The following is a 15,435-nucleotide window of genomic DNA, read 5'->3' as shown; positions in this document are numbered from 1 at the left end:
TCGGCTCGAGCCCGCGACGACGGACCCCCGCCCGCCGCTGCCGCCCGCGGCAGCCCGCAGACTGGCCATGCTGCTGTCCGGCCGCCCCGGCCATGGCGGTGACGGCCGCCGGGGAGCCGCCCCCGACCTCATGGAGCTGCTGCCGCAGTGGCTGTCCCTGGCCGAGGAACGCGGCTTCGCGCCGCCCCCGGAAGCTCTCCCCGCGCTCCTGGACGCGGCTCGCGGCCGTACGGATCTGCGGCCCGCGGCGCTGGCCTTCGCCGGCCCGCGCGCACTGTGGCTGGCCCGGCTGAACCCGGACTGGCGCTTCGCTCTGCGCTCCGCGCCCGGCGGTGGATCCGAACTGCCGTCACCCGACGACCCGGACGGCATCCAACGTCTGTGGCAGGAAGGCCTGTTCGCCGAACGGGTGGCGCTGCTCGGCGCGCTCCGCGCGCGCCGACCGGCCCTCGGCCGGGAACTGCTGGCCTCCACTTGGGCGTCGGAGCGGGCCGAGGACCGACTGATGTTCCTCGACTCGCTCCGCACAGGACTGGAGTCCGCGGACGAGCCCTTCCTCGAGCAGGCGCTGTCCGATCGGAGCCGCAATGTGCGGGCGACAGCGGCGGAGTTGCTGTCCAGACTGCCGGAATCCGCCCTGGCGGGACGGATGGCGGCGCGTGCGGCGGCCTGTGTGGCCGTCGATCCCACCCGGGGGGAGCCGACGCTGGTGGTCGAGGCGCCGCACGAGTGCGATCCCGGCATGGAACGCGACGGCGTGGTGCCGAGACCGCCGACGGGGCGCGGCGAACGGTCGTGGTGGCTGGGCCAGTTGTTGGAGGCGACACCGCTCGCCTCCTGGACGACGCGACTCGGCGGCCGTACGCCGGAGGAGATCGTCGCGCTGCCGGTGGCGGACGACTGGCGGGGCGAATTGCACGCGGCCTGGTGCCGGGCGGCGGTACGGCAACGGGACCCCGGCTGGTCCCGGGCCCTGCTCGGACCCCCGTCGGCGCCGGAGGCCGGGGGCCCAGGGGCGGTGTCGCTGGCGGAGCGGTCGAAGCTGCTGTCGACGCTGGGCGCTCGGGAACGGGCCGACTGGGTCGCCGGGTTCATCGCGACACACGGACTGTCGGAGGCGTTCCAGCTCCTCGGAGCGTGCGCGGTCCCATGGGCCGCTCCCCTCGGCCGGGCGGTGGTGGACGCGCTCAACATCGCTCGGGACGCGGGCAGTTATCCGTGGAGCTTCAGCGGGGTGATGGGGCTGGCCGAACGTTGCCTCGACCCCGCCGAGGCGAGCCGTCTGGAGTCGCTGACGGCGATACCCGACGAGCCGGAGGACGCGTCACCGGGGGCGGGCGGCTACTGGGCGGAGGCGTTCCAGCGCCTGACGACGACGCTGCGGCTGCGTGCGACGATGCGGGAGGAGTTGGGACCGTAGAGCGGGGTGCTCGGCGGACCTGGGGTGCGCCAGATGCTCCCGCCGGGTGTCCGAAGCCGGGTGTCCGAAGCCAGGTGTCCGAAGCCAGGTGTCCGAAGCCAGGTGTCCGGAGCCGGGTGTCCGGAGCCGGGTGTCCGAAGCCAGGTGTCCGGAGCCGGGATGCCGCCTGGGGCACACCCCCGGCCCCTGTATCGGCCTGCGTCCCCCGTATCGGCCTGCGTCCGCCGCATCCGCCGCATCGGCCGCGTCCTCGTCCGCGAATCCCGGACCGGCTGGAGATGCCCTGCGTCGGCCGCTTGTGCACCCTCACCACGTACCTTGCGACGTACCTCGCGACCGTCGACCGCCCTGGGCGAAACGGCGTCCCCGCGCCGGCGCTACGCCTCGGCCGGCTGCCGCACGTTCGCCCGGACCCAGTCCACGATCGACGCGGTGGTCGCGCCGGGGGTGAAGATCTCCGCGACGCCCTTCTCCTTGAGCAAGGGGATGTCCCCCTCGGGGATGATCCCGCCGCCGAAAACGAGGATGTCCTGCGCGTCCCGCTGCTTCAGCAGCTCGATCACCGCCGCGAACAGTGTGTTGTGCGCGCCGGACAGGATCGACAGCCCGATCGCGTCGGCGTCCTCCTGAATCGCCGTGTCGACGATCTGCTCGGGGGTCTGGTGGAGCCCGGTGTAGATGACCTCCATACCCGCGTCGCGCAGCGCCCGCGCGATCACCTTGGCCCCGCGATCGTGACCGTCGAGCCCCGGCTTGGCCACCACCACGCGGATCGGACCGGCTGCCACACCCATCACTGCCTCCATGAAGCGTCTACTCCACCCTGTACCGATGCAGCGCTCTGCCGCCACATCACCGCATCGGCGGACACGCGGACCACGCGATCGGCTCGGTCCGCGCAGACCACGCCCACCGCCACTCCACGCCTCACCGCACGGGCGCCCCGCGCCGCACCGACCGGGGAAGTGAACGAACGTTATCGCCAGCATCCCGCAACCGGCAGTTTCGCGGTGGCGACCGAGGGGGAAATCACACAATGGGACACGTTCGCCGCGCAGGGTCTCCCCTCCTCGCGGCACGCGCCGCAGCACCAGCGGCTCGCGCGCCGTGGACTGAGGGGATCGTGCGCAAGGAGAGCCGCAACGAGGCGGCCGCACCAGCGCTCCGGCAGCAGGGCGTGGTGGGGCTCACCGACGAAAGGAATGCAAGGGCACGACAGCGGGGAGCCACACCCGTACGAGGAGGACGGGAACCACGCCACAGGACGGACGGGATCGCGTCATTACGACGAAAAGGCGACCGTCACGTCACCGGCGTCGCACGCGCCGCATCCGCGGCACGGCCGTACCCGCGGTAGCCGCCCCCGCAGGTAACCGTCGTCACGGCTTTCCATGAGGGCACACGGGGGACAGAGGCGTCCTCGCGTGCGCCGACGGGAGGTCGGCCATGAAGGTCACCAGGGCAGTCGAGCCCCTTCTTCCGCTCTGCCAGTGCCTGTTTCCCACCAGGCTGGCCGGGCTCTCCATGGCTCTCCTGAAGGCGACCGCCCTGGAGCTCGCGATCCTCGCCGGGCATGTGCTGCTCTACCCCTCGGGCATCATCCAGGAGCGTCGTTCCGCCCCGCTCCCGCCCCCTCCGGACACCGCCACGCTGCCCACCAAGGCCAAGCCCCCGGTCGTCCTCCTCCACGGGTTCATCGACAACCGCTCGGTGTTCGTCCTGCTGCGCCGCAACCTCGCCCAGCACGGCCGTCAGCACATCGAGTCACTCAATTACTCTCCGTGGACCTGGGACATACGTACCGCCGCCCAGCTGCTCGGTCGGCACATCGAGGAGATCTGCGAACGCACCGGCCAGCCGCAGGTGGACATCGTCGGACACAGCCTGGGCGGCCTGATCGCGCGGTACTACGTGCAGCGCCTCGGCGGCGACCTCCACGTCCGTACGCTCGTCACCCTGGGCACCCCGCACTCCGGCACCAGGGTGGCGCCGCTCGCCAACGCGCACCCGATCGTCCGCCAGATGCGCCCCGGCTCCGAGCTGATCGAGGAACTGCGTGCTCCGGCCCCCGACTGCCGTACGCAGTTCGTGAGCTTCTGGAGCGACCTGGATCCGCTGATGGATCCTCTGGAGACAGCCTGCGTGGAGCACCCCGACCTGCTCGCGCGGAACATCCGGGTGAGCGGCATCGGCCACCTGGCCCTGCCGGTGCATCCCGCGGTCGCGGCCGGGATCCGGCAGGCACTCGACCTCGAGCAGCCGGGAGCACCCGCCTCCGCGCACGCCGACGGTCTGACCGTGGCGTGATCCCACGGCGCCCACCGTCCGGCGCCGAGCAGGGCAACGCCGGCATGGCCGCCGATGACTCCGGTACAGCCACGCAAGGCCCCCGGCGTAGCCACGCAAAACCCCGGCACAGCTGCGAAAGTGCTCCGGCGCACCTACGCAAGATGCCCCGCACAGCCACGGGAAGAGTCCCGGCACAATTCCGATACCGCCACCCCACAGCTCCCGGACACCCGCACACCGTCGAACGTTCATCGAACGAAGAGCCAAAGCCGTGGCCGGGACCGCCGAAACACGGCTGATTGCCCTTTTCCTGCCCACGGGAAACCTGCCGAAGATTGTCGCGCCCGCATACCGCCGGGTACAGTCACCGCACTGCTCTGCCAGCCCCTGCTGTCGAGGCGAAAGAGAAGTCGGTGAACGACCGTCACCCGTCGGGGACTGCAACTCCCCCGGCTCCGGCCCCCGATGCCGCCCCGGCGCCCTACGCGTCGTACGGCGGACAGGACGGCCGCTACGGTGACTTCACGACGTACGCCGACCCCTACGCGACCGCTTTCGACACCGGCAGCCACGCGACCTCGGCCTTCACGAGCGACCCGCTCTTCGGTGACCTCCCGGGCAACGGTTCGACCGGTTCGTACGACGCCGGCCAGTGGTCCACCGGAAGCCACCACACGTTCGGCACCGGCACGCATCAGTCGCTGAACTACGACCCCTACGCCGCCCAGCATCACGCCGCGTTCGACACCGGCGTCCATGACACGACGGCCTGGGCGGCCGGCTATCAGCAGCTCGCCGGTATCCCCGCCCAGGCACCGCCCGCCGACGCCACCGGGCAGTGGGACGCGCACGCCTGGCCGGATGCCGGCCAGTCGGCCGGGCACACCCAGCAGTGGGACTGGGGCACGCAGACCTTCGACACGAGTGCGTACGACGCCACGCAGTGGAACTCGGGCGGCACCGCCGAGCACGACACGCACAGCCGGTCCACGGCGACGGAGACGGCGCCCACGACGTCCGTCTTCGAGCATTTCGGCTCCGGGGCCTTCGACCAGCAGGCGACGACCGCATTCGACGAGCACCCGGCGACCACCTCGTTCAACCTGGCGGAGCCCTTCGACCAGCAGGCCACCGCCACCTTCGAGCCGCTTCCGTACGAGCAACACGCCACCGATGACACCGGCTTGGGGGGCGGCGCCGGTGGGACCTCCGACGACACCCCGCTGCTCGAGGACCAGGAAGAGATCACCCCGCTCCCGGCCTCGCGTCCCGCCTCCCGTGCCGCCGGTCGCTCCCGGCGCCGTAGCCCGGCGAAGCGTTCCGCGCTGCTGACGGTCGCCGTCCCGTCGGTCTGCGTGATGGGGGTCGCCGGGATCGCGGCAGCGTCCGTCGGCGTGGGCGGCGGCAAGAACACGACGGCCGGCGCGACTCCGGTGAAGCCGTCCGCCGCCAACAACAAGCTGGACTCCCAGCTCGAGAGCCTCTCCGCGGGCGCCAACGACTTCGCCGGCCGAGCGAGCCGCACGCAGGAACGCATCGACCTCAAAGCTCAGCAGGTGGCCGACAAGAAGAAGGCGGCGGCGGAGGCCGCCCTGAAGGAGCGGATGCGTCCCAAGTTCGTCCTGCCGGTCACCCAGCGAGGGCTCAGCGCCTACTTCGGCCAGGCGGGCGTCAACTGGATGTCCGTGCACACCGGTATCGACTTCCCGGTCGCGTACGGCACAACCGTGATGGCCGCGACCGATGGCACCGTGCAGACGAAGTGGAACAGCGCGTACGGCAACATGATGATCGTGACCGCCAAGGACGGTACGGAGACGTGGTACTGCCACCTCTCCAGCTACCAGGTCCCCTCCGGTACCACCGTCAAGGCGGGACAGCCGATCGCGTACTCCGGCAACTCGGGCAACTCGACCGGCCCGCACCTGCACTTCGAGGTGCGGCCGAACGGCGGTGCCGCGATAGACCCGCTGCCGTGGCTGCGCAGCCACGGGCTGGACCCCACCTGACCGAATCGCCGTGATCAACTCGGCGTGATCACATGCCGGGAAAGCCCCCGCCTTTCGGCGGGGGCTCCGCTGTGCGGACTACAGCTTCTCCACCGGCGCGTACCGCAGCAGCAACCTCTTCGGCTTCGTGTCTCCGAAGTCGATGGTCGCCTCCGCGTTCGCGCCCGTGCCCTTCACACCGACGACGGTCCCCAGGCCGAACTGGTCATGCGTGACACGGTCGCCGACCGCCAGGGAGATGACCGGCTTCTCCGACGCACCGCCCCGGCGCGTGGCGAAACCGGACGCGCCCGCGGCCGAGGACCGCGACCGGGACGACGACAGCGAGGCCGCCACGCCGGAGACCGGACCCGCCACCCTGGGAGCGGCGGGCGCCCCCGTCCGCTTCCACTCCACGTGATGGTCCGGGATCTCCTCCAGGAAGCGGGAGGGCGGGTTGTACGAGGGCTGTCCCCAGGCACTGCGCAGGGCCGAACGCGTGAGGTACAGCCGCTCCCGGGCACGCGTGATGCCGACGTACGCCAGCCGCCGCTCCTCCTCCAGCTCCTTGGTCTGGCCGAGCGCGCGCATGTGCGGGAAGACGCCGTCCTCCATGCCGGTCAGGAAGACGACCGGGAACTCCAGACCCTTGGCGGTGTGCAGGGTCATCAGCGTGATGACGCCGCCGCCCTCCTCCTCGTCGGGGATCTGGTCGGAGTCGGCGACCAGGGCGACCTGCTCCAGGAAGTCGGCCAGCGTGCCTCCCGGGGCGGCAGCCCCTGGAGTCGCCGCGCCCTCACCGCGCTCCTGCTCGAACTCCAGGGCCACGGCGGCGAGTTCCTGGAGGTTCTCGATGCGGGTCTCGTCCTGGGGGTCCGTCGAGGCCTGCAGTTCGGCCAGATAGCCGGTCCGCTCGAGCACCGCCTCCAGGACCGTGGCCGGTCCGGCGCCCGACTCCACGATCGTCCGCAGGTCCTCCATCAGCGCGTTGAACCGCTTGACCGCGTTCGTCGAGCGCGCCGCCATGCCGTACGCCTCGTCCACACGGCGCAGCGCCTGGGAGAAGCTGATCTTCTCGCGCTGGGCCAGGGCGTCGATCATCGCCTCGGCCCGGTCGCCGATGCCCCGCTTCGGCACGTTCAGGATCCGCCGCAGCGGCACGGAGTCCTCCGGGTTCGCCAGCACCCGCAGATACGCCAGGACGTCCCGGACCTCCTTGCGCTCGTAGAAACGGACGCCGCCGACGACCTTGTAGGGCAGACCGACGCGGATGAAGACCTCTTCGAAGACACGGGACTGGGCGTTCGTACGGTAGAAGACGGCGACGTCACCGGCCTTCGCCTCGCCCCGGTCGGTGAGACGGTCTATCTCGTCGGCGACGAACTGGGCCTCGTCGTGCTCGGTGTCGGCGACATAGCCGGTGATCCGCGCGCCCGCACCCGCGTTGGTCCACAGGTTCTTGGGGCGGCGCGACTCGTTGCGCTCGATGACCGCGTTGGCGGCGCTCAGGATGGTCTGCGTGGAGCGGTAGTTCTGCTCCAGGAGGATCGTCGTGGCGTCGGGGTAGTCCTCCTCGAACTGGAGGATGTTGCGGATGGTGGCGCCGCGGAAGGCGTAGATCGACTGGTCGGCGTCGCCGACGACGCACAGTTCGGCGGGCGGGACGTCGTGCTCGCCGCCGGGCGGCACGTCGGCGGGGCGCTCGGAGGTGCCGACGAGCTCGCGCACCAGGGCGTACTGGGCGTGGTTCGTGTCCTGGTACTCGTCCACGAGCACATGGCGGAAGCGGCGGCGGTAGTGCTCGGCGACGTCCGGGAAGGCGCGCAGCAGGTTGACCGTCGTCATGATCAGGTCGTCGAAGTCGAGCGCGTTGGCCTCGCGGAGCCGCGACTGGTAGAGCGCGTACGCCTGGGCGAGGGTCTTCTCGAAGCCGTCGGATGCCTGGGCGGCGAAGTCCTCCTCGTCGATCAGCTCGTTCTTCAGGTTGGAGATCTTGGCGCTGAAGGACTTGGGCGGGAAACGCTTGGGGTCGAGGTCCAGGTCACGGCAGACGAGCGCCATCAGACGCTTGCTGTCGGCGGCGTCGTAGATCGAGAAGGAGGAGGTGAAGCCGAGCTTCTTGCTCTCTCGGCGCAGGATGCGGACGCAGGCGCTGTGGAAGGTCATCACCCACATCGCGTTCGCGCGCGGACCCACGAGCTGCTCGACGCGCTCCTTCATCTCGCCCGCGGCCTTGTTGGTGAAGGTGATCGCGAGGATCTGGCCGGGGTGCACGCCCCGCTCGGCCAGCAGATAGGCGATGCGGTGCGTGAGCACGCGGGTCTTGCCGGAGCCGGCGCCGGCGACGATGAGGAGGGGGGATCCGGCGTGCACGACGGCCGCGCGCTGGTTCTCGTTCAGCCCCTCGATCAGCGCCTGCGGGTCGATGACCGGGCGCGGCGCGCCATCGCGGTAGTGGCTGTCCCGCTCCGGCGGCACGTCGAACTTCCCGCCGAACAGATCGTCCGGAACCGGCTCCGGAGCGTGATCGTCATCGGGCGGCGGGGGCTCCTCCTCATGGGCCGGTGTGGCCTTGAGGTCCGCCAGGAAGCTGTCGTCAAAGAGGCTGCTCATCGCTCTCCGAGTCTAGGGCGCCGCACCGACAACCGGCCGCCGCCCGGAAAACTCGGCCGCCGGGGCGGGTCGGGGCCCCGCGGCCCTCCGGCGCCGACCGGGGTTCGCCACCTTCCGGGACCGCCCGGTGACCGGCGGCAATCGACCACACCGCACTCACCCCGCACCCGGGTCCCGCGGCACCACCGGAACCGGGCGGAGGACGCCACCGCGCCGGTTTTCGCCGAAAAATGGGCCAACTCATCCCAGACCCCGCCGCATTGACCACGCGCGACCGGGCCCCTCGCCAAGGTCACAAAAATGTATCGGGCATATCGCACATCAACCTTCACACGGGCCACACCAGTTGGCTACCGTTCCGGGCGGGCCGCACGACCCCCACCGGCGAAGGTCGCCGGGCCGCGCGGCCTCCGCCGAGTCCGGTGTGCACCCGTGGCAGCCGGAGCCGGGGACCCAACCGACCTTGGGGTGAATCGGCCAACAGCCCTGCGGGGCAGGGCCGTAGGGCATACCTTCCGGAAACACCCGCCCGAACCCGACAGCTAACTCGGTAGGCGGTGTACGGAAGGAGTCGCCTTTCATGGCGCCGCACCGCAAGGCGCGTCCCTCGGGCACGCGCATCGCAGGCATACGGACCCCCGCCCTCGCGACGGCCGCCCTCACCTCCGTGGCCCTGCTCTCCCAGACGGCCAACGCCGCCCCCTCCCCCGACGGCAGGCCGAGCGTCGAGGAGGTCGAGAAGAAGGTCGGCGACCTCTACCGCCAGGCGGAGTCGGCCACCGAGAGGTACAACGCGGCCGAGGAGAGGACGGCCACGCAGCGCAAGCGGGTCGACACGCTCCTCGACGACGTCGCCCGGCGCACGCAGAAACTCAACGAGGCGCGGGACGAGCTGGGCTCGTTCGCTGCCGCGCAGTACCGCACCGGGGCGGCGGCCCCCGACACGGCCACTTTCCTGCTGGCCGACACGCCTCAGGACTACTTCGACCAGACCCAGCTGATGAGCCGGCTCACCGGCCGCCAGAAGGAAGCGGTCGACCAGTACATCACCGACCAGGCCGCGACGATGAAGAAGCGGCAGGAGGCCGCCAGGAGCCTGCAGACACTCACCGAGTCGCAGCAGACGCTCAAGTCGACCAAGACGGACATCCAGAAGAAGCTCGCCACCGCGCGGCAGCTGCTGTCCGAGCTCACCGCACAGCAGAAGGCGCGGCTCGCCGCGATCGAGAAGAAGAAGCAGGAGGAGGCCCAGCGCCAGGCGGCGGAGTTGGCGCGACAGCAGGCGGCCCGGCAGCAGGCTGCCCAGCAGCAGGCTGCCCAGCAGCAGGCTGCGCAGCAGCAGTCGTCGCAGCCGTCGTCGGGCACCACGAGCGGCTCGTCGGGCTCCTCGGCCACGGACACCTCGTACGCGACGAAGGCGGCGAACGCCCTCGCGTTCGCCCGCGCCCAGATCGGCAAGCCCTACGTGTGGGGCGCGACCGGCCCCGAGTCGTACGACTGCTCGGGCCTGACCCAGGCCGCCTGGAAGGCCGCCGGGGTGACGCTCCCGCGCACCACGTACGACCAGGTCAACGTCGGTACGACAGTCTCGCTCGCCGACGCCCGACCCGGTGACCTGATCTTCTTCTACGACGACATCAGCCACGTCGGCATCTACATCGGCAACGGAATGATGATCCACGCCCCGAAACCGGGCGCGTACGTCCGTGAGGAGTCGGTGTACTACGGCGGCGCCTCGATCATCCACAGCGTGGTGCGGCCGGCCTGACGGCCGGACTGCCATTTCCGTGAAAGGCCCCACGCGCGCGTGGGGTCTTTCATGCGGCACGCGCGCGTGGGGTCTTTCATGCGGCACGCGCGCGTGGGGTCTTTCGTGCGGCACGCGCGCGTGGGGTCTTTCGTGCGGCACGCGCGCGTGGGGTTGTTTTCGGACTCCTGCGCGCGTGCCCCGTACGCAAGCTGAGCCCGCGTCCCTAGCATCGGGCGCATGTCAGGCACCTCCGCGCTCCGCACCTGGTGGGCGCAGCGTCCGCCCGCCACCGGGGCCGCCGTGTTGGCGACCGGCATCCTCTCGGTCGGGCTGCGCCTGACCGGGTACGACCTCCTGGCCGACGTCATCCTCGCCCTGGCCGCCCTCGCCTGGCTGGGCCTCGCAGCCGACATCAGCCTGCGGCTGCTGCGGGAACGCGACCGGTGGCTGGCCGAGGCGCGCTCCCCGGTCGCGCTCACCGCGGTCGCGGCGACGACCGTGCTGGGCACGGGGGTGTCCGCCCTCGGGGGACTGCAGCTCGCGGAGGCGCTCCTCGCACTGGCCGTCGCGCTGTGGGCCGTTCTGGTCCTCCTGGTCGTACGGAACTGGCGGCGCGGGATGTCCGGTGTGGTGTTCCTCGGATGCGTCGCGACGGAGGGCATCGCGGTGCTCGGGGCGGCGCTCGCCACGACGGTGGGGGTGGCGTGGCTCGCGCACACGGCGCTGGTGTTCTTCTGGCTCGGCCTCGCGTCCTATGTGGCCGGGCTGTGGTGTTTCGACCTGCGGCAGGTGGCAACCGGCGCCGGGGACCAGTGGGTCGCGGGCGGCGCGCTCGCCATCTCGGCGCTGGCCGGGGCGAAGCTCCTCGACGCCGCGCAAAGTGGGCTCTACCTGTGGAACAACGACGACAACGACGTCCTGCGGGCCGTCACCGTCGGCCTGCTCGCCCTCGCCTGTCTCTGGTACTGCGTACTGGCGGCGGCCGAGCTGCGATGGCCGCGTTCCCATTACGACGTACGGCGCTGGGGGACCGTCTTCCCGATGGGGATGACGGCGGTGGCGGCGCTGTCGGTCGCGACCGCGATGGGGGCCCCTTGGCTGCGCGGCCCGGGCCAGGTCCTGCTGTGGATCGCGGTGGCCGTCTGGTGCGCGGTCCTCGTGGGAGCCGCCCGCCCCGCTCTGGGAACCGTCAGGTCCACAGCACCGCGATGAAGATGTTCGCGGTGGTCAGCGCGCCGGCCAGGGCGAAGGGGAGCTTCTCGACCTTCTCCTCGTCGCGCTTCACGTACACCAGGCCGAGGATCACGATCAGCAGGGCCAGCTTGACGCCGATCTTGATCGTGTCGACCGAGTGGTGGTCCGCCTGGTTGAGGCCGACCAGGGCGACACCGGTGACGAGCATGGTCAGCGCGCCGTGCAGCATCGCGGGCACGAAACGGGCCGTGCCTCGGCCCATCGCCTTCATCTGGGTGAGGAAGCCGCCGAGGAGCGCGGCGATGCCGACGATGTGCAGACCGACGAAGAGATGGATGAGTACGTCCATGGGGCCGGAGCCTAATCTGGCGCACCTGAGCGCCCCGACACCGGCCCCGCACATGTGACGGCCGCCGTGCAGGCCCTCGCGACTGCGCGCGGGCTCGCATATATGCGCCCCATAGCACTCCGCCACTTCCGGGTGCCCCGGAACCGCCGCATCGGTCATCACACAGTGTGAAGTCGGCGGCCTCAGACCGGGATCACGGTCACATACGGTCACCGTCAGTCCGGTCGCGCCACTTCCGTACATTGCGTCACGAACTCATCACGTTGCGGCATAGCGTCCTCCAGCAGGTGCCCGGCTCCCCACCGCCGCCCGGGCCAGGGGCGGCCGTCGGACACCACCGCCGAGAAAGGTCCGGCGGCGGCTCGCTCCCCCTGTGCATGCCGCCGCCGGACGCATGACACCGCCCGCGGCCCCGGCAGTCGTACGAGAGGACGTGACGTCCAGGTGGCAGCGCACCGCAAGCCCAGACAGCGTTCGTTCGGCGGCGGCGCGGCCCGCACCGCTGTCACGATCGCCCTCGCGGGAGCAGCGTCCGCGACCGGCTTCGACGGAACCGGGCACGCCGAGCCACCCCTTTCGCCGGACCAGGTCAGGGCCAAGGTCGACAAGCTGTACCAGGAGGCCGAGACCGCCACCGAGAAGTACGACGGGGCGAAGGAGGAGGCGAACCGGGCCGCGGAACGGCTCAACGCGCTGCGGGACGAGGCGGCGCGCCGGACGGACCGGCTCAACTCGGCACGGGAGGCGCTGGGTTCGGCCGCCGCCGCGCAGTACCGCAACGGGGGCATCGACCCCTCGGTACAGCTCCTGCTCTCCGAGGATCCGGGAGAGTATCTCGACGACGCCGCGTTCGCCGAGCGGGTCGACGGGCGGCAGGCGGCGGCCGTGACGCGCGTACGCGATCAGTTACGGGAGATCGAGCGGCTGCGCGGCGCGGCGCGGGTGGAACTGGCCTCCCTGACGTCGCGGCAGGCGGAGCTGCAGCGGGAGAAGCGGACGATCAACGAGAAGCTGGGCGAGGCGCGGCAGCTGCTGTCCCGGCTCTCACAGGAACAGCGGGCACGGCTCGCGGCGGACGGTGGAGCGGGGCGATCGGCGCGGTCCGCGGCGCGAGACGTCCTGGGGCCGGTGTCGGCCTCGACGGCGGCCGCGGAGGCGCCCGGCGCACGGGCCGCGGCCGCGGTGGCGTACGCGTACGGCAAGCTCGGCAGTCCCTACGTCTGGGGTGCCACCGGCCCCGACGCCTTCGACTGCTCGGGCCTGGTGCAGTCCGCGTACCGCTCGGCCGGCGTCTCGCTGCCGCGTACGACATACGCCCAGATCGACGCGGGCCGCCGCGTGTCGCGCGCCGAACTCCTCCCCGGTGACCTGGTGTTCTTCTACTCCGGCGTCAGCCATGTGGGGATCTACGTAGGGCATGGCCAGATGATCCACGCCCCGAATCCGTCGGCCCCGGTGCGGCTGGCGCCGATCGACGAGATGCCGTTCGCAGGGGCCACCCGGGTGGTGTGAACCGCCCTGTTCGCGCTCGGCGGGGTCCGTCAGACCAGTCGGCGCGCCGTCGCCCAGCGGGTCAGCTCATGGCGGTTCGACAGCTGGAGCTTGCGCAGGACCGCCGAGACATGGGACTCGACCGTCTTCACCGAGATGAACAGCTGCTTGGCGATCTCCTTGTAGGCGTAACCGCGGGCGATGAGGCGCAGCACCTCGCGCTCGCGCTGGGTGAGGCGGTCGAGGTCCTCGTCGACGGGCGGGGCGTCGGTCGAGGCGAAGGCGTCGAGGACGAAGCCGGCCAGACGCGGCGAGAACACCGCGTCGCCCTCCTGTACTCGGAAGATGGAGTTGACGAGGTCCGTGCCGGTGATGGTCTTGGTGACATAGCCTCGGGCGCCGCCGCGGATCACGCCGATGACGTCCTCGGCGGCGTCCGACACCGACAGCGCCAGGAACCGGACGGGCCGCTCGGTGTCGGCCATCAGCGAGGCGCAGCGGCGCAGTACTTCGACCCCGCCGCCGCCCGGCAGATGGACGTCCAGGAGGACCACCTCGGGCCGTGTCGCCGTGATCACCGAGACCGCCTGGTCGACGTCCGGGGCCTCGCCGACGACCTCGACGCCGGTCTGCTCGGTCTGGCCGATCTCGGCCTGCACGCCCGTACGGAACATGCGGTGGTCGTCCACGAGCACGACCCGCACGCGCCGGGCACCCGCGCCGCCGCCGGACACCGCGGACTCGCCGGAACCTGCCTGTCCGGTCGCCTCGTTCGCCTCGCTCATGACGTCCCCTCCGCCCTCTCCATCTCCAGTTCGACCTCCGTGCCGCCGTCCGGGACCGCACGCAGCCGCGCCGTACCGCCGTTGCGCTCCATGCGCCCGATGATCGATTCTCTGACACCCATGCGGTCGGCGGGTATCGCGTCGAGATCGAAGCCGGGGCCGCGATCGCGGACGGACACGAAGACCGTCTCGCCCTCGACCTCGGCGTAGACCTGGACGGCACCACCGTCGCCACCGTACTTGGCGGCGTTCACCATCGCTTCGCGCGCGGCCTGCATCTGTGCGCCGATCCGCTCGTCGAGGGGGCAGTCGCCGACGATGACGACCTCGATGGGCACTCCGTGCTTGTCCTCGACCTCCGCCGCGTTGCGCCGGACCGCCTCCGCGAGAGTGTCCGGCTCCTCGGCCTCGTCCTTGCCGGTTCCTTCGGGGTTGTAGAGCCAGGCGCGCAGGTCACGCTCCTGGGCGCGGGCGAGGCGGCGGACCTCGTTCGCGTTCTCCGCGTTGCGCTGGATCAGGGTCAGGGTGTGCAGGACCGAGTCGTGGACATGGGCGGCGACCTCCGCACGTTCCTGGGCGCGGATGCGCATCAGGCGCTCCTCGGAGAGGTCCTGGGTCATCCGGACCAGATACGGTCCGGCGAGCAGCGTGATGCCGACGAGGACCGCGAGCGCCGCCTGCAGGACCGAGCCGAGGTGGGCCGCGGAGCCCTGCAGCACGAATATGCCGGAGACGCCCGCGGTGACCAGCAGGACTCCGGCCGCGGCACGCAGCAGGGTGAGGGTGCGCCGACGGCTGCCGACCTCCATCCAGCGGGCCCGCCGCGCGTTGTCCGCCTGGCGCCAGACCAGGGCGACGCCCGCCGCGACGAGGACGGCCGGGATGAGATATGCCTTGGCGCCGCCGCTGAGGTTCACGCTGCCCACGAAGGTCACTGCCACGACGACCATGAGGAGCAGGGCGACGATCTGTCCGCGGTCGGGCTTGCGGGCGACCAGTCTTCGGCGGCCGTCCGCCGAGGTCTCGGCGCTGACCAGGGACGCGGTGCGCCGTTCGTCGACACCGCCGACGCCGAGCGGGACGAAGAACCAGAACGCGGCGTACAGCAGCGCGCCCAGGCCGTCCGCCATGATCAGGCCGACGAAGACGAGGCGGACCCAGATCACGGGCAGGCCGAGATGCCCGGCGAGCCCCCGCGCCACGCCCCCGAGCCAGCGTCCGTCGCTGCTGCGGTAGAGCTTGCGCGGCGGCCGCGGTTCTGCGAGGGGCGGTGCTCCGGCGTCCGGCATGCCATCGATGGTCACATGACCGTGCCAGCCGGACATCAGGGTCCGCCCCCGAGACTCCCCTGATCTTCGAATCCGCGATGTCGAACGCTTCCCTCCGTCGGCCGTCAGGGCAGATTTCAGGGTTCGGCCAGGGTCGTCCCGACTGCCGCGGGACGGTTGCGCCGGGGACCATGGACACATGACAGATCAGCAGCACGCGGCAGCGGGGCGGGATCCCTGCGCGGGGCCGGGCCCCGCCGCCGGCGCCGGGCCCGCCGCGCCCCGGGG

The 15,435-nt window shown here is 71.3% G+C and carries 11 protein-coding genes and 1 riboswitch; of the genes, 6 read left to right on the top strand and 5 right to left on the bottom strand.

Annotated elements, in window-relative coordinates; genetic code table 11:
- Positions 1-1,420, top strand: a 1,420-nt coding sequence (locus tag AAW14_RS37980; protein WP_265569036.1) for a DUF5691 domain-containing protein, incomplete at its 5' end; no start/stop codon positions are given.
- A 377-nt stretch (positions 1,421-1,797) separates the two neighbouring features.
- On the opposite strand, the gene AAW14_RS37975 is transcribed toward AAW14_RS37980, so the two are convergent.
- Complete coding sequence (locus AAW14_RS37975; protein ID WP_265569035.1) at positions 1,798-2,214, bottom strand: cobalamin B12-binding domain-containing protein; 417 nt, start codon at positions 2,212-2,214, stop codon at positions 1,798-1,800.
- Positions 2,215-2,866: 652 nt separating this feature from the next.
- Between AAW14_RS37975 and AAW14_RS37970 the strand changes: the two genes are divergently transcribed.
- Both AAW14_RS37970 and AAW14_RS37965 read left to right on the top strand, forming a co-directional pair.
- Positions 2,867-3,727 carry an esterase/lipase family protein gene (locus AAW14_RS37970; RefSeq protein WP_265569034.1) on the top strand — a complete coding sequence of 287 codons (861 nt, stop codon included), beginning with the start codon at positions 2,867-2,869 and terminating at the stop codon, positions 3,725-3,727.
- 395 nt (positions 3,728-4,122) lie between these two features.
- Positions 4,123-5,718, top strand: coding sequence for a M23 family metallopeptidase (locus tag AAW14_RS37965; protein WP_265569033.1), 1,596 nt, complete (start codon positions 4,123-4,125; stop codon positions 5,716-5,718).
- Positions 5,719-5,796: 78 nt separating this feature from the next.
- Here AAW14_RS37965 and pcrA read toward each other — a convergent pair whose 3' ends face one another.
- A complete protein-coding gene (gene pcrA / locus AAW14_RS37960) occupies positions 5,797-8,310 on the bottom strand; it encodes a DNA helicase PcrA (RefSeq protein WP_265569032.1) in 2,514 nt (837 codons plus the stop codon).
- Between the two features lie 401 nt (positions 8,311-8,711).
- Positions 8,712-8,882, top strand: a riboswitch (cyclic di-AMP (ydaO/yuaA leader).
- Between the two features lie 8 nt (positions 8,883-8,890).
- Here pcrA and AAW14_RS37955 point away from each other — a divergent pair.
- Positions 8,891-10,078, top strand: a complete 1,188-nt coding sequence (locus AAW14_RS37955) for a C40 family peptidase (protein WP_265569031.1) — start codon at positions 8,891-8,893, stop codon at positions 10,076-10,078.
- 219 nt (positions 10,079-10,297) lie between these two features.
- Positions 10,298-11,272: a tellurite resistance/C4-dicarboxylate transporter family protein gene (locus AAW14_RS37950; RefSeq protein ID WP_265569030.1), complete on the top strand. Its 975-nt coding sequence runs from the start codon at positions 10,298-10,300 to the stop codon at positions 11,270-11,272.
- On the opposite strand, the gene AAW14_RS37945 is transcribed toward AAW14_RS37950, so the two are convergent.
- Entirely contained in the window at positions 11,250-11,603 is a 354-nt protein-coding gene (locus tag AAW14_RS37945; protein WP_265569029.1) for a hypothetical protein, read from the bottom strand. The genes AAW14_RS37950 and AAW14_RS37945 overlap by 23 nt on opposite strands.
- A gap of 444 nt (positions 11,604-12,047) precedes the next feature.
- On the opposite strand from AAW14_RS37945, the gene AAW14_RS37940 reads away from it, so the two are divergent.
- Positions 12,048-13,115 (top strand): C40 family peptidase, encoded by a 1,068-nt coding sequence (locus AAW14_RS37940; RefSeq protein WP_265569028.1) that lies wholly within the window; start codon positions 12,048-12,050, stop codon positions 13,113-13,115.
- A 29-nt stretch (positions 13,116-13,144) separates the two neighbouring features.
- On the opposite strand, the gene AAW14_RS37935 is transcribed toward AAW14_RS37940, so the two are convergent.
- A complete protein-coding gene (locus AAW14_RS37935) occupies positions 13,145-13,879 on the bottom strand; it encodes a LuxR C-terminal-related transcriptional regulator (protein ID WP_265569026.1) in 735 nt (244 codons plus the stop codon).
- On the bottom strand, positions 13,876-15,168 hold the full coding sequence (locus AAW14_RS37930; protein ID WP_265569025.1) for an ATP-binding protein: 1,293 nt from the start codon (positions 15,166-15,168) through the stop codon (positions 13,876-13,878). Before AAW14_RS37930 ends, AAW14_RS37935 begins: the two co-directional genes overlap by 4 nt.
- Positions 15,169-15,435 lie beyond the last annotated feature (267 nt).

The organism is Streptomyces hygroscopicus, from assembly GCF_026168105.1.
Lineage (GTDB): Bacteria > Actinomycetota > Actinomycetes > Streptomycetales > Streptomycetaceae > Streptomyces > Streptomyces hygroscopicus_D.
Note: the sequence above shows the minus strand (reverse complement) of the source record. Positions and strands in the feature narration are given on the sequence as shown.

Coding starts and splice junctions, on each gene's coding strand:
- AAW14_RS37975 (WP_265569035.1), bottom strand. CDS start 2,214: ATGGGTGTGGCAGCCGGTCCGATCCGCGTGGTGGTGGCCAAGCCGGGG.
- AAW14_RS37970 (WP_265569034.1), top strand. CDS start 2,867: ATGAAGGTCACCAGGGCAGTCGAGCCCCTTCTTCCGCTCTGCCAGTGC.
- pcrA (WP_265569032.1), bottom strand. CDS start 8,310: ATGAGCAGCCTCTTTGACGACAGCTTCCTGGCGGACCTCAAGGCCACA.
- AAW14_RS37955 (WP_265569031.1), top strand. CDS start 8,891: ATGGCGCCGCACCGCAAGGCGCGTCCCTCGGGCACGCGCATCGCAGGC.
- AAW14_RS37950 (WP_265569030.1), top strand. CDS start 10,298: ATGTCAGGCACCTCCGCGCTCCGCACCTGGTGGGCGCAGCGTCCGCCC.
- AAW14_RS37945 (WP_265569029.1), bottom strand. CDS start 11,603: ATGGACGTACTCATCCATCTCTTCGTCGGTCTGCACATCGTCGGCATC.
- AAW14_RS37935 (WP_265569026.1), bottom strand. CDS start 13,879: ATGAGCGAGGCGAACGAGGCGACCGGACAGGCAGGTTCCGGCGAGTCC.
- AAW14_RS37930 (WP_265569025.1), bottom strand. CDS start 15,168: ATGCCGGACGCCGGAGCACCGCCCCTCGCAGAACCGCGGCCGCCGCGC.